This is a genomic window from Flavobacterium sp. LC2016-13 (assembly GCF_009707955.1).
Lineage (GTDB): Bacteria > Bacteroidota > Bacteroidia > Flavobacteriales > Flavobacteriaceae > Flavobacterium.
Genome location: NZ_WMDQ01000003.1, coordinates 496,918 through 518,617, shown reverse-complemented (window position 1 = coordinate 518,617; position 21,700 = coordinate 496,918). Strand labels below are relative to the sequence as shown.

General features: G+C 33.2%; 16 protein-coding genes. 10 read left to right on the top strand and 6 right to left on the bottom strand.

Features of this window, described 5'->3' with window-relative positions:
- The first annotated feature begins 169 nt into the window (after window positions 1–169).
- Window positions 170–1,390, top strand: coding sequence for a sterol desaturase family protein (locus GKZ86_RS09240; RefSeq protein WP_154782826.1), 1,221 nt, complete (start codon window positions 170–172; stop codon window positions 1,388–1,390).
- 78 nt (window positions 1,391–1,468) lie between these two features.
- On the opposite strand, the gene GKZ86_RS09235 is transcribed toward GKZ86_RS09240, so the two are convergent.
- A complete protein-coding gene (locus GKZ86_RS09235; protein WP_154782825.1) occupies window positions 1,469–3,067 on the bottom strand; it encodes a DUF6377 domain-containing protein in 1,599 nt (532 codons plus the stop codon).
- Window positions 3,068–3,548: 481 nt separating this feature from the next.
- Between GKZ86_RS09235 and GKZ86_RS09230 the strand changes: the two genes are divergently transcribed.
- The 6 genes from GKZ86_RS09230 to GKZ86_RS09205 all read left to right on the top strand — a co-directional run bounded on the left by GKZ86_RS09230 (window position 3,549) and on the right by GKZ86_RS09205 (window position 13,731).
- On the top strand, window positions 3,549–4,073 hold the full coding sequence (locus GKZ86_RS09230; protein ID WP_154782824.1) for a DUF5004 domain-containing protein: 525 nt from the start codon (window positions 3,549–3,551) through the stop codon (window positions 4,071–4,073).
- A gap of 8 nt (window positions 4,074–4,081) precedes the next feature.
- Entirely contained in the window at window positions 4,082–5,164 is a 1,083-nt protein-coding gene (locus tag GKZ86_RS09225; protein ID WP_154782823.1) for a hypothetical protein, read from the top strand.
- A 29-nt stretch (window positions 5,165–5,193) separates the two neighbouring features.
- Entirely contained in the window at window positions 5,194–8,211 is a 3,018-nt protein-coding gene (locus tag GKZ86_RS09220) for a TonB-dependent receptor (protein WP_154782822.1), read from the top strand.
- Window positions 8,212–8,235: 24 nt separating this feature from the next.
- A complete protein-coding gene (locus GKZ86_RS09215) occupies window positions 8,236–9,747 on the top strand; it encodes a RagB/SusD family nutrient uptake outer membrane protein (RefSeq protein WP_154782821.1) in 1,512 nt (503 codons plus the stop codon).
- A gap of 692 nt (window positions 9,748–10,439) precedes the next feature.
- Entirely contained in the window at window positions 10,440–11,681 is a 1,242-nt protein-coding gene (locus GKZ86_RS09210) for a glycoside hydrolase family 71/99-like protein (protein WP_154782820.1), read from the top strand.
- A 25-nt stretch (window positions 11,682–11,706) separates the two neighbouring features.
- Window positions 11,707–13,731 (top strand): glycoside hydrolase family 97 protein, encoded by a 2,025-nt coding sequence (locus GKZ86_RS09205; protein WP_154782819.1) that lies wholly within the window; start codon window positions 11,707–11,709, stop codon window positions 13,729–13,731.
- Between the two features lie 167 nt (window positions 13,732–13,898).
- Here the strand turns inward: GKZ86_RS09205 and GKZ86_RS09200 are convergent, their stop codons facing one another.
- Window positions 13,899–14,813, bottom strand: a complete 915-nt coding sequence (locus GKZ86_RS09200; RefSeq protein ID WP_154782818.1) for a hypothetical protein — start codon at window positions 14,811–14,813, stop codon at window positions 13,899–13,901.
- A 250-nt stretch (window positions 14,814–15,063) separates the two neighbouring features.
- Here GKZ86_RS09200 and GKZ86_RS09195 point away from each other — a divergent pair, with 250 nt between their 5' ends.
- Window positions 15,064–16,242, top strand: a complete 1,179-nt coding sequence (locus GKZ86_RS09195) for a hypothetical protein (protein ID WP_194632493.1) — start codon at window positions 15,064–15,066, stop codon at window positions 16,240–16,242.
- A gap of 45 nt (window positions 16,243–16,287) precedes the next feature.
- Here GKZ86_RS09195 and GKZ86_RS09190 read toward each other — a convergent pair whose 3' ends face one another.
- Window positions 16,288–16,722, bottom strand: a complete 435-nt coding sequence (locus GKZ86_RS09190; RefSeq protein ID WP_154782817.1) for a DUF6526 family protein — start codon at window positions 16,720–16,722, stop codon at window positions 16,288–16,290.
- A 257-nt stretch (window positions 16,723–16,979) separates the two neighbouring features.
- Window positions 16,980–17,465 carry a DNA-deoxyinosine glycosylase gene (locus GKZ86_RS09185; RefSeq protein WP_154782816.1) on the bottom strand — a complete coding sequence of 162 codons (486 nt, stop codon included), beginning with the start codon at window positions 17,463–17,465 and terminating at the stop codon, window positions 16,980–16,982.
- Between the two features lie 211 nt (window positions 17,466–17,676).
- On the opposite strand from GKZ86_RS09185, the gene GKZ86_RS09180 reads away from it, so the two are divergent.
- Together GKZ86_RS09180 and GKZ86_RS09175 are read left to right on the top strand one after the other, a co-directional pair.
- Window positions 17,677–18,699, top strand: a complete 1,023-nt coding sequence (locus tag GKZ86_RS09180; RefSeq protein WP_154782815.1) for an AraC family transcriptional regulator — start codon at window positions 17,677–17,679, stop codon at window positions 18,697–18,699.
- A 283-nt stretch (window positions 18,700–18,982) separates the two neighbouring features.
- Window positions 18,983–19,933: a bifunctional helix-turn-helix transcriptional regulator/GNAT family N-acetyltransferase gene (locus GKZ86_RS09175; RefSeq protein ID WP_154782814.1), complete on the top strand. Its 951-nt coding sequence runs from the start codon at window positions 18,983–18,985 to the stop codon at window positions 19,931–19,933.
- 82 nt (window positions 19,934–20,015) lie between these two features.
- Here the strand turns inward: GKZ86_RS09175 and GKZ86_RS09170 are convergent, their stop codons facing one another.
- Window positions 20,016–21,215 (bottom strand): FAD-binding oxidoreductase, encoded by a 1,200-nt coding sequence (locus tag GKZ86_RS09170; protein WP_154782813.1) that lies wholly within the window; start codon window positions 21,213–21,215, stop codon window positions 20,016–20,018.
- Complete coding sequence (locus tag GKZ86_RS09165; RefSeq protein WP_154782812.1) at window positions 21,212–21,700, bottom strand: low affinity iron permease family protein; 489 nt, start codon at window positions 21,698–21,700, stop codon at window positions 21,212–21,214. Before GKZ86_RS09165 ends, GKZ86_RS09170 begins: the two co-directional genes overlap by 4 nt.

Below are 21,700 nucleotides of genomic sequence, written 5' to 3'. Positions count from 1 at the left end.
ATCTTAAAAAAGGCAAAACAAAAAGAAACTCGTTTCTCACACATAGCTATGTGTGTTAATGCAAGTGAAACGCCTTTTTTGAGTTTACAAAAACTATGTTTCTATGTGTTTAAAATATTAAATAGATTGTGATTACTTGTATTATGAATCAAAAAAGTAATTTTTAAAAATGGAACATATTAATTTTCTAGCCTTCGCAATGCCTGCTTTTTTCTTGGTTTTATTCTTAGAATATAAGTTGACGCAGCGCAGAAAAAAACCGGAAATTTTCAATTATGAAAGCTCTGTTTCGAATATTAGTATTGGTATTGCAGAAAGATTAATCAACTTATTTATCGCTGCAAGTTTTTATCAGTTGTATTATTTAATATATGATAATTACCGAATTTTTGATATTCCGAGCAATGCTTTTATTTGGTTTGCACTAATTCTTGCTACCGATTTTGTCTGGTATTGGTACCATCGGTTAGGGCATGAAGTCAATTTTTTCTGGGCGGCGCATATTGTGCACCATCATAGCGAAGAATTTAATTTTACCGCTGCAGCCAGAATTACTACTTTTCAGGCAATAATCAGAACAGGATTTTGGTGCGTACTCCCTTTTGTTGGTTTTCATCCAACTATGGTTATTACTATGTTAATTGTTCACGGCGCGTATTCCTTCTTTACACATACGCAGCTCATCGGAAAAATAAAATGGTTAGAATATGTTTTTGTAACGCCTTCAATTCATGGCGTTCACCACGCATCTGACGAAAAATATCTCGACAAAAATTATGGTGATATGTTTACTTTTTGGGATCGTATTTTTGGAACTTTCCAGGAAGAAGAAAAAAGACCAAAATACGGCTTAACACATCCGCTAAAAAGCTATAGTTTCTTGTGGCAGCACTTTCATTATTATTTTGAAATATATGAATTATGGAAACGCTCTGAAGGATTCAAGGCAAAATGGCAAGCTGTTTTTGGAAGTCCCGCCCACATGGATCAGGATATTAGGCCAATTTTAGAAAAACGCTTCCTGCAGGACAAAGCCAATCCGCACCAACGATTGCGATTCAAAAATTATCTTTATATACAATTAGGCGTTTGCATTTTATTGCTAACTGCTTTTACTTATTATTTTGATTTTTTAAATATTGTCGATAAGGTTTTTGTATTATTCTTTATTCTAATAACACTAGTTAATTGCGGTGCACTATTAGAACAACGCAGATGGATTTATTATCTGGAATATGGACGAATTTTTATCGTTACAACCTACTTTTTATACGAAGAAGATTTAATATCATTTTTCTTTATTCCGTTAGCAATTATGATTTTTGCTGAGCAATTGTTTTCATTGAGTACACGTTATCAGAATGTTGTTCTTCAATTGGAATCAGAATAAAAGTTTTTGCCACGAATTCACGAATTATTTTTAAAATCTATATGAATAAAAATCCGTGAATTTGTGGCTATTTTTTTATCAAATCGTTTTAATCGCCATAATCTTTTCTTCAAAAGTATCTTTAAAGTCTGATTTGCTTTTAATTCTGGTTTTATACGTATAAATTGTAGCCACAGAAAGTTCCAGAAATTCAGCCATTTGACTGCTGTCCTGAATTCCTAAACGATACAAAGCAAAAATGCGAAGTTCCGTATTCAAAAGTTCACCTTTCTTTACAATACATTTATGATCATTCGGAAATAAATGATTAAAATCGGTTACAAAAGTGGGGAACAATTTCAGGAAAATTTCATCAAATTGATGGAAGAGATTTTCGCGTTCTTCCTTAACATTATAACGCTTTAAACTTGCAATAACTTCATCAGTTTTCTTCGTAATAATTTTATGAAGCGTACTTTTCTGAATATGATCTATTTTATTGATGAAAGCCGAAGTCGCTTTAATAAAATATGTAATATATTCTTCCTTAATAGCATTTGCTTCACTCAGGCTAATATTCATTTCCTGAAGTTGCTGATACGATGAAGCCATAATTCTTCTCGCTTTATTCTTTTCTTTCAATTGTTTGAAGATAATAATCAGAAATAAAATAATAATTACAGTAAGAATCGTTAAGAGAATAATGATCTTTTCAAGCTTGTCATTTTTATCTTTTACATTATTCAATTGTGCCTTTTCGATAATCGGTAAAATCGATGAAATTTCAATTTTGCGATGCCTTGCATTATAAAAAGTAGCATCATCCATCGCAATATTGATGTATTCATTCGCTTTGTCCAGATAACCCATTTTAAAGAGTTCGTTAGCTAAATTTCGAAGTGCAACCGTTTCTTTGGTCGCATTTTTAACATCGGCAATAGCCGCCAAAGCCAGATAATAAATGGCTTTTTTAGTATATCCTCTTTCCGAATAAATGTAGCCTAAACTTGATGTTGCAATACCATAATAATCCGGAGGTAAATTATAATTGTTAATCCAGTAACTAAAAGCAAATTCGGCACCGCGCCAATCTTGCTGTTTTAATCTTTTTAAACTTTCGGCTGCCCAATATTCATTTGTATTGGTTCCGATTAATTCTAAAGCCTTTTTCAGGAAATGATTTCCTTGTTGTACATAATGAATATTAAAACGCTGATCACGATTATAATCGGCCAGATCATAATAAGCTCGGGCTTTTATAGAGTAATATTCGAATTTGTTTTTTTGATCTAGTTTCTTGTCATCGATAACATTTAATGTATCAATTGCTTCTTTAAAAAGCCCAGACGAAAGCAGTACAAAACCTTCTTTAATTCGGCTTTTAGCCAAATATTTAGGATCTTTTAAAACGATTGCCTTAACTTTTGCTTCTTCTAAATAATAATAAGCCGAGTCGTATTTGAAGGATTTGTATTCATCAAACAATGACATATAACAATTATAAAGCTGTTCATTATTCTGACTTAAAGTAAATTTTGAAACATTCTTTTTTAAGGCTTCAATTTTTTGGTATTTCTTTTTTAAGTAAACCTCTTTTTTAAGAAGCACTTTATCTAATTCTTCAAGAACAGGATTGGTCTCTTTCGCAGTTAGAGAAAAACCCGCAATGAAAAAATATAGAATTAATATTCTTCGCATGGTTTTGTTTTGGTTAGGGTAAAAAATAGTTTTTTGGTCTTGTTGAGTTAATTCGTTTTAATTCAAAAAATAAGCTTGAGAGTTGCTGATTAACAACTTCCGGGATTTTTCAACTTCATTTGAAACACATTTAAAAACAGATAAAATAGGTGTGAAATGAGTTCTAAATGTTAAAAGTAGTCTAATAATTTACAATTATACAATAAAAAGTAATTATATATATGTATAGTGAAAAAAATACACACTTTAATTCTGATATTGTCATTTTTACCATTAAATATTTGCCTCTTTTCATCTAAACAACACCTTGATTTTTATAAAAACAAAAATATTATAATTTATTGATATTCAATTAATTGAATTAAAATTTATTCAATTTTTATCTTGATTTTTCTCAGATATTTTTTTTAAGATTTATTTAACGTCTAGCTTCGTTCTGTCCTTATTGGGACAAAAAAACTAACAATCAAACCACAAATTTATGAAATGTAACAGTATTTATTGGTTAGCTGTTTTCATGTGTTTAACAGTCATTGGCTGTGATAATACCGAAGACGGAAGCTATGTTGATCCGATTACCCTTTATGAGAAAGTAAACGGAAATTGGGGATTAACAAATTTGAAATTGGTTGATGAATTTGCAATCGTAAATGCCATCGAACCACATGAAGAAAACTTGAGTACTTACTTTAACTACGAAGATTTTAAAATCAAATTCAACGTAGACGAAAAGAACCAACCCACAAGTTATGAAGTTTTAGGAGACGTTCCACCACTATTTGCTCCTAAAGGCTTTTGGAGATTAAGTTCAGATTTTCAGCAAACAAATGCAAGCGGTCCTGTAAGTATTTATTTGTACAGTGATGCCCAAAAAACGCAAAAAACAGATGAACTTAAATTAACCTCAATTCCGGGAAATAACGACGAAATGGAATTAAAATTAGTGCATTCTTCCGGCGGAAGTGCCTATGCGTCTTATGTATTCAAATTAACAGCTATTAATTAAAAAGTAATATGAAAAAAATTATATATACAATTTTACTTGCCCTTTTGATGGTTCCTAATTTCATTCAGGCGCAAGAAACCACCGGAGCTGTAGGTGCAATGTCATCATTTCCTGTCGTGTACAAATATGATGAGCAGGTTACCTGGTATTTTGATCTTTCGGGAACAACATTTGCTGAAACTGAAGATCTTTATATCTGGATTTGGTCACCATCTGAACCGGATGCGGGCAATTGGGAAAACTCATCTAATTTTGCAAAACTAACTTATGTTGGCAACAAAGTTTGGAGTTTTACATTAACACCAACAGTATACTTTTCTAAAACGCCGGCAGAAATTGCAGCGAGTGCAGGATTTTGGTTTCGTTTAAAAAACAAGAACGGATCGAAACAAAGTGAAGTAGCCAATATGCCTTATACTGATTTTTCATCTTTTTATACCGCAAATGAATTAATCAGAGCATATCCAACAAAACCAACACTGGATAAAGGAGTTAGTATTTTATTTAATGCTAATCTGGCTCCGGGCTTTGCAGGCGCAACTAGCGTGCACATGCATAGCGGATTGAACGATTGGGATCTTAAACAAGAATACCAATCATGGTTACCGGACATTGTAGAAAAAACAAAACTAAAAGATTTAGGAAACGGTTTTTATAAAATGGATTTAGTTCCGAAAACCTATTACAATGCCCCGGATGGTTACGAAATGAAAAACTTAGTATTTCTGATGGTAAAAGACGATTGGGCAGGAACAATTCCGGATCAGGTTTTATATGCCGGAGCTTATGTACCGCCGCCAGCACCAATATTTGGATATTTCCCTTTACAGATCAGCCAAAAAGATTTTCTGGGAATCTATAGAAAAAATAACGAACCGGGCGTAAACAAATTAATTTACACGATTACTGCGGGCAGCAAAATAATTTCAGGTGAGTTTACTGGTGGAGTTGCTGAAATAAAAGGATTTGTCAATCTGGTTTCGGAACTTAAGGATATTCCGAATTTAAGTGAAATTCATGTTTTGGTCAAAGACAACAAAGACAAAACAATTTCGGACACTTCGATTCCGCTTAAAACTTTAGACAAATAATTCACTATCAAATTAAAACACGAATTCTAATGAATAGTAAAAATAAAAAAATAGTCCTGCATCAAATGTGGACTACTAAATCGGTGGTATTCATGATTTTCATGCTTTTCCTTTCGGCAGGAATTTTTGCTCAGGGAAAAAAGAAAGTATCAGGTACCGTTTATGACAATACAGGAAGTGTGTTGCCCGGAGCTTCAGTTATTGAAGTGGGAACAAAAAATGCAACCACAACAGATTTTGATGGAAAATTTACTTTAGAGGTAGCCGTAGGAGGTGCAATCGAAGTGTCTTTTATAGGATCAACAACACAAAAGGTTCAAATTACTGCAACCTCTTCAAACCTTGATGTTCGTTTGCAAAATGATGGATATCAATTGGCAGAAGTTCAGGTTGTTTCTGTTGGATACGGAACCCAAAAGAAATCAGATTTAACCGGAGCCATTTCTACCGTTAGTGCTGATGATTTGGTTAAAGGAACCATTTCTTCTACAGAACAGGTTTTGCAGGGAAAAGTGGCGGGACTTAACATTATTCGTCCTTCCGGAGATCCTGCAGCAGGTTCAACTTTACGCTTACGCGGAGGAACCTCACTAACAGCAAGCAACAGTCCGCTTATTGTAGTTGACGGAATTGCGGGCGTTGATATTAATATCGTTCAGCCTTCAGATATAAAATCAGTAGATATTTTAAAAGATGCTTCGGCGACAGCCATATACGGATCAAGAGGAGCAAACGGAGTTATTATTATCACCACAAAATCAGGAACAAAAGGAGTTTCTGTTACCTATAGCGGTTTATCGAGCGTGGGTTATGTCGCCGATAATTTAGATCTTTTATCAGCCAACCAATGGAGAGGTTATGTTCGTCAAACCGGAAATATGGATGCTGTAGATTATGGTGGAAATACCAATTGGCAAAAAGAATTAGAGCAAACCGCTATTTCACAATCACATACATTAAGCATTAATTCAGGTAAAACAGACAGCGGTTTTAGAGCTTCACTTTCATACTTAAACAACGAAGGTGTTATAAAATCTACAGGTCTTGAAAGATTGAGCGGAAATGTTAGCGCATATCAATATCTTGGAGATAATAAAGATGTAAAATTCGATATCGGAATATTTGCCAATATCGATAAATGGCATCCATTAGATTACAGAATTTTTGAGCGTGCTTACAACTTAAACCCAACAATTCCGGTTTATGATGCCAATGGAAATTTTTCTTCTGTTGGAGGAAATATTTACGAAAATCCGGTTGAAATTTTAACCAACAGAACTGTTGATAACGAAAGACACAGACTTTTAGGGTATTTTAAAACAGAAGTTAAATTTTTGCATGATTTTCTTGCAGTTGCTAATATTTCGTTAGAACATAATGCCGTTCAGGGAAGTACATATAAACCTTCATACGCCGTTCTTGAAGGAAGAACAGAAGGTGGTTATGCACAAAAAAAATACGAAGAATATACCAATGCACAAGGCGAATTGTATGTAAATTATACGAAGGTTATCGATAAACATAATATCAGCGCACTTGCGGGATACTCATATTTAGAAAATATTTACGAAGGTTTTGGTGCACAACGTTCTGGTTTTGTTACAGATGCTTTTAGTTATAACAATTTAGGCGCAGGTTACAATTATCGTTTAGGCGATGTGTATTCATATAAAGGAAAATCGAATCTGGTTTCGTTTTATGCACGTGCCAATTACGGTTACGACAGCAAATATTTGTTGACTGCAACTGTAAGACGCGACGGTTCAAGCCGTTTTGGAGAAAATAATAAATGGGGAACTTTTCCATCAGCGTCTGCAGCGTGGAGAATTTCTAACGAAGATTTTATGACTTCGACTAAAGACTGGCTTGGAAATTTAAAACTAAGAGTAGGTTGGGGAATTACCGGTAATCAGGACGGAATTGGTGAGTACAAATCGCTTTCAATTTTAGGAGTTGGAAATGACAGTTACTACGATCCTGTTACAGGAACCTGGAGTTTGGCTTATTCTCCAAAACAAAATCCAAATCCTGATTTAAAATGGGAATCTACAGAACAAGTAAATATTGGTATCGATTTTAGTCTTTTTAACAGAATTACAGGTTCATTCGAATGGTATTCTAAAACAACAAGAGATTTATTATATACGTATGAAGTGCCACAACCGCCTTATTTAGTTGGAACAATGTTAGCAAACGTTGGTGAAATGTCAAACAAAGGAGTTGAACTTACATTGAATACAGACATCATAAAAGGAGATAAATTTACCTGGGATGCTAATTTAACGCTTGGACACAACATTCAAAAAATTGAAAAACTTTCAAATCCTACTTATAAAACAGATGTTATCTACAGCGGATCTTTGCACGGATTAGCGGGAATGTCAGGACAATATTCTCAAATTATTGCCGAAGGATATCCTGTTGGAACGTTCTGGGGATTTAAAAATGCAGGACTGGATGAAAATGGAAAAATACAATACTACAATGCATCAGGAAATGTCGTGGCAGAAAGTGCTTTAGTAGATGCTGATAAAACAGATTTAGGAAATATTCAGCCCGATTTAACTTTAGGTATCGGAATGAATTTTACGTACGGAAATTTTGATCTTGGAATTTCAGGTTACGGAATGTTTGGTCAAAAAGCATTAAACGCAACCAATATGATGTTAAATGACCCAAACAGATTACCGGCTTATAATGTTCCGGATGATTTCTTGGGAAGCGGAATTACTTCGGCACCAAAATATTCAGATTACTGGTTAGAAGATGCTTCTTTTTTCAGACTTCAAACCGTTTCTGTTGGGTATACTTTACCATTGAAATACAAAGGTTCAAAATTGAGAGTTTATCTCATGGGAGAAAACCTTGCCGTATTTACCAAATATAAAGGCGTTGATCCGGAAATTGGTTTAAATGCTCAGGACGGAATAAATCAAACCGGAGTTATGGATTTAACCGGATTAGCAGCTCCGGGAATTGACAGGTATAACAACTATCCACGCCCAACAACAATTTCTGTTGGATTAAATTTTACGCTAAATAACTAAGCGATTAACTCAAAAATATACAAAATGAAAATCAAAATAACAGCAGCAATATTGATGAGCATGCTTTTTACGATATCATGTACCAATTTAAATGAAGATTTATATGATAGAGTAGAAGATGGAGATTTTGGAAACACTCCTAAAGAAATTGATGCGCTTGTAGGTGGAGCTTATTCTTCATTAAGAGGATTTGCCGATGGAATATCAAATAATTATCCAACTTGCGAATACGTATTCTTTTTGAATGAAACAGTTTCTGACGAAGCAACGATTCCAACAAGAGGAACAAACTGGTACGATGGCGGACAATATCAGGATGCGCAAAAACATACCTGGAAAGCAGATAATCGTATGATTCTTTCGGCTTGGCGTTACAATTATACCGGAATTGCAAAAATCAATTCGATCATTTATCAAATCGATAAATCATCATTGACAGATGCCGCAAAAGCGCCAATTTATGCAGAACTAAAAGCATTAAGAGCGTATTACTATTATAATCTTTTAGATTTATTCGGAAATGTGCCAATCGTAGTTAATTTTGAAGATACTGCTTTACCATCAAATTCAACAAGAAAACAAGTCTATGATTTTGTAGAGAAAGAATTGTTGGATGCTATTCCGCATTTAACCACAAATATTGTTTATTCAAAATTCACTAAAAACGTTGCGTATTCTGTGTTGGCAAGATTGTACCTAAACTCTCAGGCTTTTATAGGAACACCGCGTTGGCAGGATTGCATCAATATGTGTCAGAAAGTTACAGGTTATACTTTAACACCGGATTTCTTTGCCAATTTTGCAACCCAAAATGAAAAATCGCCAGAGATTATTTTTGCCATTCCATACGATTCAAAAGCAGGAACAGTAGGAAACTATATGTCATCAATGTCTTGTCATTACCTGCATAAATTAACGATTTCTGCCATAGGAGATTATCCTTGGAGTGCTAACGGAATGTGTGCACAACCAGGCGTTTATTCTGAATTTGCCGATACAGATAAAAGAAAAAAATGCATGGTAGCCGGAGATCAGATAAACTTAGCAACCGGACAAGTTATTATGATGGATAACGGAGAACCTTTAACCTATACTGAAGAAGTAACAAGTGTTGCCGATGCGAAAGAAAATCAAGGTGTTCGTTTAGGAAAATACGAAATGAAAGCCGGAGAAATGTGGGAACGTGATCACGATTTTGTGCTAATTCGTTATGCCGAAATATTAATGATGCAAGCCGAATGTTACGTTCGTTTAGGATCTGCAGATTTGGCAAAACCGTTTCTGCAACAAGTAACTGCGCGTGCCGGAGAAGAAATGCCGACTACGATAGATCTTAACTTTATAGATAAAGAATTACTTAAGGAATTTACTTTTGAAGGAAGAAGAAGAACAGACAACATTCGTTTTGGAACATTCTTTCAGCCATGGTGGGAAAAAGGAGCAACAGAACAATACAGAGCAATTTTCCCGATTCCGAGTACTGTTTTAACTACAAATAAAAACCTTCAGCAGAATCCTGGTTATCCTGTAAACTAGGCTTTAAATGTCAGTCTTCCATGTTGGTTAATCGTGGAAGATTGACATGTTTTTATCTTTTTCCACAGATTAAAGGGATTAAAAAAAGTTTCACGCAGATTTAATTTTAATATATTTTACAATAAATCGGCAATATCTGCTTAAATCCATTTAAATCTGCGTGAAATAATTTTAGTCAAAGATTAAAGCGATTAAAAATAAATTTTGTCTCTCGCAGATTTTGCTGATTAAGCAGATTTAGTTCTAATATGATTTATAATAAATCTGCGTGAAATAATTAAGTCAAAGATTAAAGGATTAAAAAAATAAATCAGCCAGATCTGCAAAATCTGCGAGAGAAAACTTTAGCCAAAGATTAAAAGATTAAAATGATTTTAAAAAAAGGTGTCACGCAGATTCTGCAGATCAGAGCAGATCAAATTTGATTATAATAAATCTGCAAAATCTGCTTAAATCTATTCAAATCTGCGTGAAATAATTTTAATCATAACAAAAAATATATCAGCCAGATCTGCAAAATCTGCGAGAGAAAATTTCAGCCACAGATTAAAGCATTAGAATGATTAAAAAAAGGTTTCACGCAGATTCTGCAGATCAGAGCAGATCAAATTTGATTATAATAAATCTGCAAAATTTGCTTAAATCTATTTAAATCTGTGACAAAAAAACTATAAAATAAAAAGTACATCAATATGAAAAGATATATCACATTATTGTTTTTTGGGATAATGAATATTTTGCTCGTCGCTGGTTGCAGCAACGATAACAAAGATTCAGATACACCAGAATCGGAAGCAGCTAAACCCGTCGCGATTGAAAAAACAAATAGCACCAAAATTTACGTGCACTATATGCCTTGGTTTGAAACCAATGAAAGCAGTGCCGATAAAAAATGGGGATATCACTGGACAATGGCCAATAAAAACCCGAACAACATTGGAGCAAACAATCGCAGAGAAATTGCATCGTATTATTATCCGCTAATTGGTCCGTATCATTCCGGCGATAAAAATGTGATCGAAAATCATTTATTATTGATGAAATATTCAGGAATTGATGGAGTTTTAATCGATTGGTACGGCACATTTGATGTTTACGATTACAGAATGGTCAAAGAAAATACCGAGCAGCTTATCGCAATGTTAGATAAAGTAGGTTTAGAATATGCCATTGTGTATGAAGACAGAGTGACCAAAAGCGCAGTCGATGCCGGAAAAGCAATTTCTGTAACCGGCGCTGCTAAAACCGATTTGGCTTATATGGAGAAAAATTATTTTGATGATGCGAATTACATCAAAATAAACGGAAAACCATTGTTGCTTAATTTTGGTCCAATTGTATTGCAAACTCCGGCAGAATGGACAAATGTTTTTAATACTTTAACCACAAAACCTGCTTTTTTAACCCTTTGGGATCAATCTGTAGAAGCGGGAGTAAATGCATCAGGAGAATATGCATGGGTTTATAAAGACAACAGTTTTTTAACCAATTTCTATACCAATACAAAACCAAAATTAGGTGTTGCAATGGGAAGCGCTTATCCCGGTTTTAAAGATTTTTATGCAGCAGGCGGAGGCGGAGCAGCTATTGGTTGGACGATTGAACATAACAACGGAGCAACACTTGATGAAACCCTTTTATTAGCTAAAAATGCAAATCTGAATTATCTGCAATTGATTACATGGAACGACTTTGGAGAAGGAACCATGTTTGAACCAACAGTAGAATTTGGTTACAAGTATATCGAGAAAGTAAAAACCTTTGCGGGAGTTAAAAATACCGAATCATTTTTTACAGAAATCAGTAAACTATACAACCTAAGAATAGAAAAGAAAGGCAATGCCGATGCCCAGAAAAAATTAGACCAGGCTTTTAATTATTTTGTTTCGATGCAACCAGTAAAAGCAAAAGAATTGATAAATGAAATTAAATAAGAGTTGTAATTAATACAATTAAATAATGAAAAAAATAAGATATAGCTACTGCCTGATTGTTTTTACATCGATGTTGGTATGTGCCTGCAGTTTCAGTACTAAAAAAATATACAAAATCGCTTCGCCTGGAAAAAATACAGAATTAGTTTTTGAGCTAACCGCTTCAGGTCAGCCTGAATATAGTTTTACTTCTAACGGAAAATCGGTAATAGAACCTTCTTTATTAGGATTTGAATTTCAGGGAATTCCAAAAATGACAGATGGTTTTGAAGTGGTTTCCACCGAAGAAAAATCAGCTGACGAAACCTGGGAACAACCTTGGGGAGAATTTAAAAAAGTAAGAGATCACCATAACGAATTGATTGTTCATTTGAAAGAGTCAAAAGGAGAAGAACGTTTGGTTGATATTATTTTCAGGGTTTTTGACGATGGAGTTGGTTTTCGATATGAATTTCCAAAACAGCCTCATTTAGGTAAAGTCAAAATTTCGAATGAAATAACACAGTTTACTTTTAAATCAGATAATGATGTGTGGTGGATTCCCGTGCATCGCGAAAACAGTTATTACGAAAGTACGTATCGCAAAACGCCAACAAGCAAAACCGATACGATTAATACGCCGGCCACTTTTGAAACCAAAGAGAAGTTATTTGTAGCAATTCACGAAGCCAATTTAACCGATTTTGCCTCGATGACGTTATTAAAAACAAATAACAAACAATACAAAAGTGATTTAGTGCCGTGGGCCGATGGTGTAAAAGTATATGCAGAAACGCCTTTTAAAACACCTTGGAGAACTATTATTGTTGGCAAAAATCCAGGAGAAGTAGCAACTTCTACGATTATGCTAAATTTAAACGAACCATCAAAAATAGATGATCTTTCGTGGATCACGCCTTCAAAATATATCGGAATCTGGTGGGGAATGCATTTAGAAAAATACACTTGGGGACAAGGACCAAAACACGGTGCAACAACTAAAAACACCAAAGAATATATTGATTTTGCTGCGAAAAACAATTTTGACGGTGTTCTTGTAGAAGGCTGGAATGAGGGTTGGGACGGCGACTGGACTGCTGACGGATCTGCATTTAGTTTTGTAAAAGCGTATCCTGATTTTAATTTGGAAGAAATCACCAAATATGCTGCCATGAAAAATGTTCGCTTAATTGGACATCACGAAACGGCAGGTGCTACAAAAAACTACGAAAGCCAGTTAGAAGATGCTTTTAAATTGTATCATAAAATGGGCGTAAACACCGTAAAAACGGGTTACGTAAATAAATATTTAGATAAAAAAGAATGGCACGACAGCCAATATGGAGCGCGTCATTATAGAAAAGTAATGGAAACGGCGGCTAAATACCATATTATGATTGATAATCACGAACCTATAAAAGGAACAGGAATACAACGCACCTATCCAAACTTTATGTCACAGGAAGGCGGAAGAGGTCAGGAATATAATGCGTGGTCTGTAGATGGAGGAAATACACCGGAACATTTAACGACTTTGCCTTTTACGAGAATGCTTTCCGGACCTTTTGATTATACGCCCGGGAATTTCAATTTTGATTATAAAACACCTTCCGGAGCCAGAGTACAAACAACATTAGCCAATCAATTGGCATTGTATGTAATTGTTTTTAGTCCGTTGCAAATGGCTTCAGATTTACCTGAAAATTACGAAGGAAAACCTGAATTTCAATTTGTAAAAGAAGTTCCGTGCAATTGGTCAGAAACTAAAGTTTTAGATTCTAAAATTGGAGAATATACCACAATTGTTAGAAAAGACTGGGACGAGAAAAACTGGTATTTAGGTTCTATAACAAACAGCAATGCCAGAGATCTAAAAGTAACATTATCATTTCTAGACGCAGGAAAAGAATACGAAGCCGAAATTTATGCTGATGGAGCAGGAGCGAACTACAAAACAAATCCGTATCCGGTAACGATTTCAAAACAAAAAGTAAATAGTAAAACAATATTAGATATTAAACTCGCAGCTGGAGGAGGAACAGCTATAAAATTTTCTCCACTACAGAAATAAGTTAGTTTAAGTTTATTTTGAGTTAAGTTTGAGCAATAAACCCGACATCTTTAAAAGGTGTCGGGTTTGTTATTTTTGTTTCAGGTTTCAGGTTTCAGGTTTCAAGTCTCAGGTTTCAATGTAAAAACCTTTGAACCTTTGCACCTCAGAACCTTAGCACCTCAAAACTAATGTTTATAAAACTTAACATGTCCGCCAAAAGAATACGTTGCAGCAAGCGTAGGGCCGTTATAACCCCATTTAAAGAAACCGTTAAGTCTTGCTTTTTCTACATCGACTCTAATGTTCAGGCCTGTATATCCTGCAGTTAAGCTGAAATTTTTGTATACATTATAAAGAACAGAAAGATTATAACTCCAAAGTCTACCGTCGACATCGTTAATTTTTATGGCAAAATAGTTCACGTTTGCGTACAAACCAACTTTTCTTCCCAACACAAATTCTCCCCAAAGCCCAAGGTCAGGAAGCGGAGCCGTAAAATCAAAATTGTCTCTATATTCGACTGCCTGAGTATTTCCTTCAAGTCTTAAACCAACATCTCCTAACAAAACGTGCGCACCTATAAGCGCTCCAATTTCATATTTTGGTTTAGATATAATTGCATAACCATACGTAACACGTACAATTTCATTGTTCATAAAAGCCGCAACCCTTGCGTCTATAGGATACGTGTGATCACCAAATTCAATTTCTTTTTGAAGGGTTTTACTAGCCGTTCTTTTCAAATAAAAATATTCAGTTCCAAGTCTTGATCTTCTTGAGATTCTCCACTCAAATGCAGCTGTAAATGAATTAGTGTTTTTCTTAAAACCAAGATCTTTTTCAAAATCAATCAAATTTCCGAAATTACCATTGTTGCTTCCTACTTCTACCTCCGTATTGTTAGTAGGAAAAAATACACCGGCGGTAACTTTAAAACGTCTTCCGTGCCACGACAAATTGTCTAATGTTTCATTTTGCAAATTAATTGTATTATTTTCTACGGCTATTAGACTATCTTTTGGAGTGGCTTCTGCAACAATTTGCGCATTCAATATAAACGTGTAAAATGGGACTATCAACAAATAAAATAATTTTTTCATAAGATTTATTTTTTTAGTTTTTATTGACAATAATTTTAACAATAAAGTTAACAAAAAAAATCATTCATTTTACAGTTTTTACTTATATTATTTTATTTAACAATCTGATATTTAGCTAAATAGATTTTTGGTTAAAAAGACTAGAATTTCTATAAAAACAATGTGAGCGAAATTTTGTGATTTTAAAGCCCAAAAAACACAATCCTGTAGTTTTGATTCTCTATATTTGAGAGTAATAACCTAAAAAAACATGACTAAAACACTTAAACAGTTCTTTATCAAGTCTTTTGTATTATTGCTTTTAATACATTTTGGATATTTTTTATATGGCTATTTTCAATTTGAAGGAATTAGGAATATTGATATTTATACGGAGTTTTACAGATTCAAGTTTTATGATGATGTTTCGATTTCCCACTTTTTTATTAGCGGATTGTTTTTGTTTTTCTTCCTGATTTTTTTAGTGAGAAATCATTCTAAACAGCAATATTCGTTTGTTATGCTTTTTAAAGTCGGTTCACTATTATTGCTCGTATCTTTTTTGAGTTTCTCTTTTTTTATAAGTTATAGTTTTGGATTGAATGCAAAATTGAAAACAGAATTACCTGAAACTAATTTCAATAAAGACAAAACTTTACTCAATGTTTTAAATCCGTTTTTATATAATTATACTTCGTATAGTTCTGAGAAGTTGTTTAATCCCGTAAATATTTTATATCCAAAACCTTATCCGGTTAAAGAAGAAATCGACAGTACCAAAATATCAGATGATAACTATATTACAGAAAGCAAGTATTATAGTATTGATACTTTGAAAATGCTTACAGCAGAATATACTAAAATAGCGCGTCGAATTAACCCTCTGTTAGATAGTTTAGTTGTTTATAAAGAGGTGTTTACACAAAGAATCATTACTAAGAAAACAACTAAGGACAGTATTGAAATTGTCTATAGGGGAATGGAAGTAAACCCAAGATATGACGAAGATATTTGTGTTTTTTTAGAGAATAACTCTTTGTTTAAAGCTATTGATGAGGTTTCTATAGATAAACAAAAATACAAATCAGCTGTAAAACGATATAAATTGATTTATAAATACAAACAGGATTCGCTGCTTAATAATTTTAAAAAGCTGGATACTTTATTGAAAAAATATAATATCGAAACCCATATTGTTCCTAAACAGCTTACAGCAGATGTTTATTATTATAAAGAGCATAATAATGAACCGCTAAATGCGATTAGAAATAATTTTGACAGAAAGGCTTTAACAGAAAAATTTACAACACTTGACAAGTTATTTTATGAACCAAATTATCTTCATCCGTCAATTATTGCGATTTTTTTCGGTGTTATTATAACCGTTTGGTTACTACTTTTTTTGATTTATATTTTGTTCAATCTAAAAAGAAAAGTTCAAAAATCTTAGAACCTTAGCATCTCAGAATCTTAGAACTTCAAAAGATCAAAAAGATCAAACTCTGTTATAATCAGCTTTCCAGTGTACAATTGCTTTTTTGATGGCATCGCCTGTTAAGTTGTTTTTTATTGCATCTTCGATAAGTTGAAGTAATTCATTATCAGGAGCAAAACGTAAACCAAATATCTGATCATCGGTTAATTTATATTCAAATTCTTCGAGCCTTTTTCCTGTAAGTGTAAAGTAGCGATAACGAAGTTCTAACCGAACGATCCTGTTTTGTAAAATAAGGGCGTAATGCTGGCGTAACATAAAGGCCAGACAAAATAAAAACACAAAACCAACACTAATAAAGGACCATATTAAAGGTTCATCTGAATGAAAAGCAAAATAAATACTTGCTATTAAAAATAGTATAAGAATAGGATAGTAGACAAAATGGTGCCAACGATAAAACCTGATGTGGTTTGAATAAGTTTGAACTTTCATGACTTTTTTACATTAAATATAAGGTGTTAAATTAACAAAAGCTACTCTAAAAGAATAGCTTTTGTTTAAAATAAACTAACAACCAATATTTTTATAATCGTATCTATTATTGTACTTTATAAATAGTGAGTCTTTATAAAATACGAGATTTTCAATTATTTAAATATCTCAAAACCTATGGTAAAATTATAGTACAGCAGTTTCTTTTTGTTACATTTTAAAGCTATAATATTATAGAATTCAAACGTTCTTGTTTTCTATATGAAACTTTGAATTATTTTCCATTCTTCCAACTTCAAATTGAAGGATTGACTTGCATTTGCCGGACTTGATGAGGGAAGTGTAATTAAATTATAAGGTTTATTTAAATGAACATATTTTTTGAAAAATGCAGCCGCTTTTTGACCATTAAAAAGTATTGTTTTTATGTTTGGATGTGTTTTTAAAAACGACTCAAAATCATTGGCAATTTCATTTTTAATAGCGCTGTCCAAACTTCCAATTCGATCGCAAAATTGCAAAACATCCCATAAAGCAATATTGTTTTTTTGTAAAAGAGCTTTCCTGATTTGATAATCATCTGAAAAATCTTCTTTTAAAATGGTGAACATAAATTTCCAGAAATTATTTTGTTTATGACCATAATACTGATTTAATTCTAACGACTTTGTTCCGGGCATTGTGCCTAAAATCAAAATGTTAGCATTTTCAGAAGTTATTGGGGCAAATGAAAAACTCTTCATATTATGAATTAATTTAGCGAAAAGGTTTAATGTTAAAATAATCATTTAGAGATAATTATAAAACATAATACAAAAATTATATAACATTTTCGATGCATGATTAAACGAACTTTGAATTATAGATTTTTCTTTGAATTCAATCTTCTACAACGAATTCTATAGTATTTAAAAATCTATCACAAATAAAGTTAGAATTTTAAATCCACGCAAAATGAAAATAGTTGAGATAAATACAGAGAGAATAAATAATATTTTTGAAGAGTTAGCTTTAAATGTTGGCGGAAAAGTAACATTCGATTTAGACGAATATACTTTAGAAGTCAACAATAATTTTGCAAAGGGATCTATTATTGGCTCTTCATTTAACGATGACATTTCGTACATTCAGTTTGACATGACTTTTGCCGTTGATGTGAGAATGAATATAACGAATTTGAAAGCGTCTCCTGTTTATTTTGCATATTGCTCTAAAGGAAATTTATCTCACAGTTTTGGCATTTTGGGTGAAGAAAGAAAATTGAAAACGTTTCAAACTGCTATTCTTTCCTCAAAAGAAGATCAGGAACATGTTTTGTTTTTTGAAAAAGATACTAAAACTAAATTCACTTTGATTATTGTTGGTACTCAAACAGGAAACAAGCAAACAAATTGTCTTAATGAAAAAGTAAAAGAAACTTTTTTTGATGAAAATACTCCGGAAGACTTCTTCTATTTAGGTTCATATAATTTAAGAATTGCCGAAAAAATAGAACAATTAAACGCCATAAATCAAAAAGGAATTGTTCGTAATTTATTGAAAGAAGGAATATTAAGAATTATCCTGGCTATGGAAATTCAACAACATACAGACGATTTACTTGCTGCTTCTAAAGATGCCAATTGTTTGACTTTACGGGAGATGGAAGAAATAAAAGAACTTTCTGAAGCCATAAAAGCAAATCCTGAAGAAGCCTTTACGATTAAATCATTAAGCAAAAGATCAGGTTTATCGCCAAATAAATTGCAGGAAGGTTTTAAAATGATTCATAACCGAACTGTAAACGACTACATAACACACATGCGAGTTCTAAAAGCCGAAATCCTAATTAGAACTTCAGACTTAAATATATCAGAAATTGTATACTGTATTGGCTTTACAAGCAGAAGCTACTTCTCTAAAATCTTCAAACAAAAATTCAATTGCAGCCCAAAAGAATATAAATTTAATTTGAATCCGCTGGCCATTACAGCTTAGTTTTTAAGGTGCTGAGGTACTAAGTGACTAAGTTTCTAAGGTTTTCTTAAATGTGTGAAGTGGCTTAGATGTTCAGTTGCTGAGGTATTTTCAAAAATAAAAAAAAGATTTTCCGTAGAGACGCACAGGAGTGCGTCTTTCGTCGTTATTGAAGTAATGTCAATAAATAATTACTTAGAATTTATTCTAAATTCAGAAAAAAACTTAGAAACTTAGCTCCTAAGAACCTTAATATCTAAAAAAAGAATATATTTGCATAACTAATTATGTAATCAACTATATTATGGATTTTTTTGACAAAGTTGGTAAGGTTGCTTTAGGAAGCAGATTACGATTAATGACAGCAAGTATCACAGATGATGCGACGAAAATTTATGAACTTTATGGTGTAGATTTTATGCCCAAATGGTTTCCGGTGTTTTATGTATTGACGGAAGAAAGGGAAATAACAATTACGGAAATTGCGAATGAAATTGGACATTCTCAACCTTCGGTAAGTAAGATTGTTCAGGAAATGATTACTGCTGGTTTGGTAGAGGAAAATGAGAAAACCAATGATAAACGCAGGAACATTGTTGTTTTAACGAAGGAAGGTTTGCTTTTGTCTCAGAAAATAAAACTGCAATGTATTGATGTAGAAGCTGCTGTTGAATCTTTAATTGCAGAATCAAACCATAATTTATGGGCGGCGCTTGAAGAATGGGAGTTTTTACTGGAGCAAAAATCATTGTTTAAACGAGTAAACGAGCATAAAAAAACAAGAGAAAGTCAGGATGTTCAAATTGTTGAATACGAGCCTAAATATCAGGATGCGTTTAGGGCATTGAATGTAGAATGGATTTCGACGTATTTTGAAATGGAGGAAGCAGATTATAAAGCATTAGACCATCCAAAAGAATATATATTAGACAAAGGCGGAAAGATTTTTGTTGCTTTATACCAAAATGAACCTGTTGGTGTTTGCGCCATGATTAAAATGAAGGATGAAAATTATGATTTTGAACTGGCAAAAATGGCGGTTTCTCCCAAAGCACAAGGCAAAAATATTGGCTGGCTTTTAGGACAAGCAATTGTTGAAAGTGCCAAAAAACAAGGTGCCAAAAAATTATATCTCGAAAGCAATACAATCTTAAAACCGGCTATTAATTTATATCATAAACTGGGTTTTCAAAAAATTTCCGGTTTAGCAACGCCTTATAAACGTTGTAATATTCAGATGGAGTTAGTCTTGTAAAGTCGCTAAGGTTCTAAGTTGCTAAGGTACTAAGAGAAAAAACTCAGAATCTTAGTAACTTAGAACCTTAGTACCTTAAAAACTACCTATGAAATTTATAATACTCCAAATCCGGATGGCTTTTATCTTCAATCGAATATAAAATTGAGTTCATGCCTATAACGCTGAAAGTGATTCCGTTTCCTCCGAAACCAAGAACATAATGTTCGTTTTTTTCAGGATTAGGTTTTCCAAAATAGGGAAGACCATCTTTGGTTTCTCCAAAAGTTCCTGCCCAGGAATAATCTATCTTAAAGTTGATTTTCGGAAATTTTCTTTGGAATTTCTTTAGCAGAAATTGTTCTTTTTTTGGTAAAAGTTTATCTCGTCTTTTAGGATCTTTAAACTCTTCATCGCCGCCGCCTACTATGATTCTGTTATCTGCAGTTGCCCTAAAATATAAATAAGGCGTTGAGGTATCCCAAAAAATAGCCTTTTTAAAAGCACTTGATAATTCAGGAATATTTTCAGATGCTATGACATAAGTACTTTTTAAATCGACAATTTTTTCAGCAATAGTTTCAGTGCTTTCGTAACCGCTGCAACGAATGATATGATCTGCGGTAATGTCAAATTTGTCATCTGTGTGTGCTACAAGTTTATTTTTGTGTTTGTGAACGGAAGTAATATTGGTACGATCAAAAATCTGCATTCCTTTTTTCTCACAATACTCCAATAAATCCTGCGCTAATTTATACGGATCCATGACCGCAGCTGTTTTAGATTCTATTGCGGCAAGTGCATTTAAACCTAATTTTTCTAAATCCCATTTTTCGAGCCAGGTAACATCAAAACCATGTTCTTTACGGCTTTTGAATTCTGTTTTTAGAAATGGAAGATCTTTTTTGAGCGAACAAAAATAAATACTTTTTTTAAACTCAAACTGACAATCGCTTTTTATGTCATCAACAATAGTTCGCAAGTCAAAAATTGCTTTTTTACCGTTATTATAACTATCAAGGGCACATTTTTCGCCTCTTAATTTTATAAGATCATGTAGCGAAACATCAATTTCATATTGCAGTAAAGCCGTGCTGGCAGCCGTGCTTCCGTTGGCAACATCTCTGCGATCGACCAGGATAATTTTTTTTCCTTCGTTTATGAGTTTGTAAGCGATTAAAGCACCGGTTATTCCGCCGCCAATAATTAAAATTTCAGTTTCTATATCTGATTCTAACGACGGATAACTAATATCCATCGCATGTTTTAGAGGCCAGAAAGTTTCTGTTGAGCGTAGCTTCATTTTTTTGTGATTTTTTGGGTACGCAATTTCGTTCTGTTTTTGTCTTTACGTTCGTGTTGTTCGTGTGCTTCGGCAATAGAATGCGAGGTTCTCACGCTTTCGTCTTTTTTAGCAAGTTCACTAAGTCTGTGATAGTATTTTTGAACGATAATCATTTCTTCTTCCGTCATACTTTCAATATCGACAAGGCTGTTGCTCGAATATTCATTTGAAGCCACCAATTCATTTAATTTTAATTGAATAGCCAGCGAATCTTTATTTTGAGCTTTCTGAATTAAAAAAACCATCAGAAAAGTAATAATCGTCGTTCCTGTATTTATAACCAGTTGCCACGTTTCAGAATAATTAAAAATGGGACCACAAATAGCCCAAACTACAACTATTAAAAAAGCACTAATAAAAGCAGTTGTACTTCCTGCTGCTTTTGAAACTTTTGAGGCAAATTTTTCGAAAGCACTATTGCCGCCTTGTTTTTTCTTTTTCAT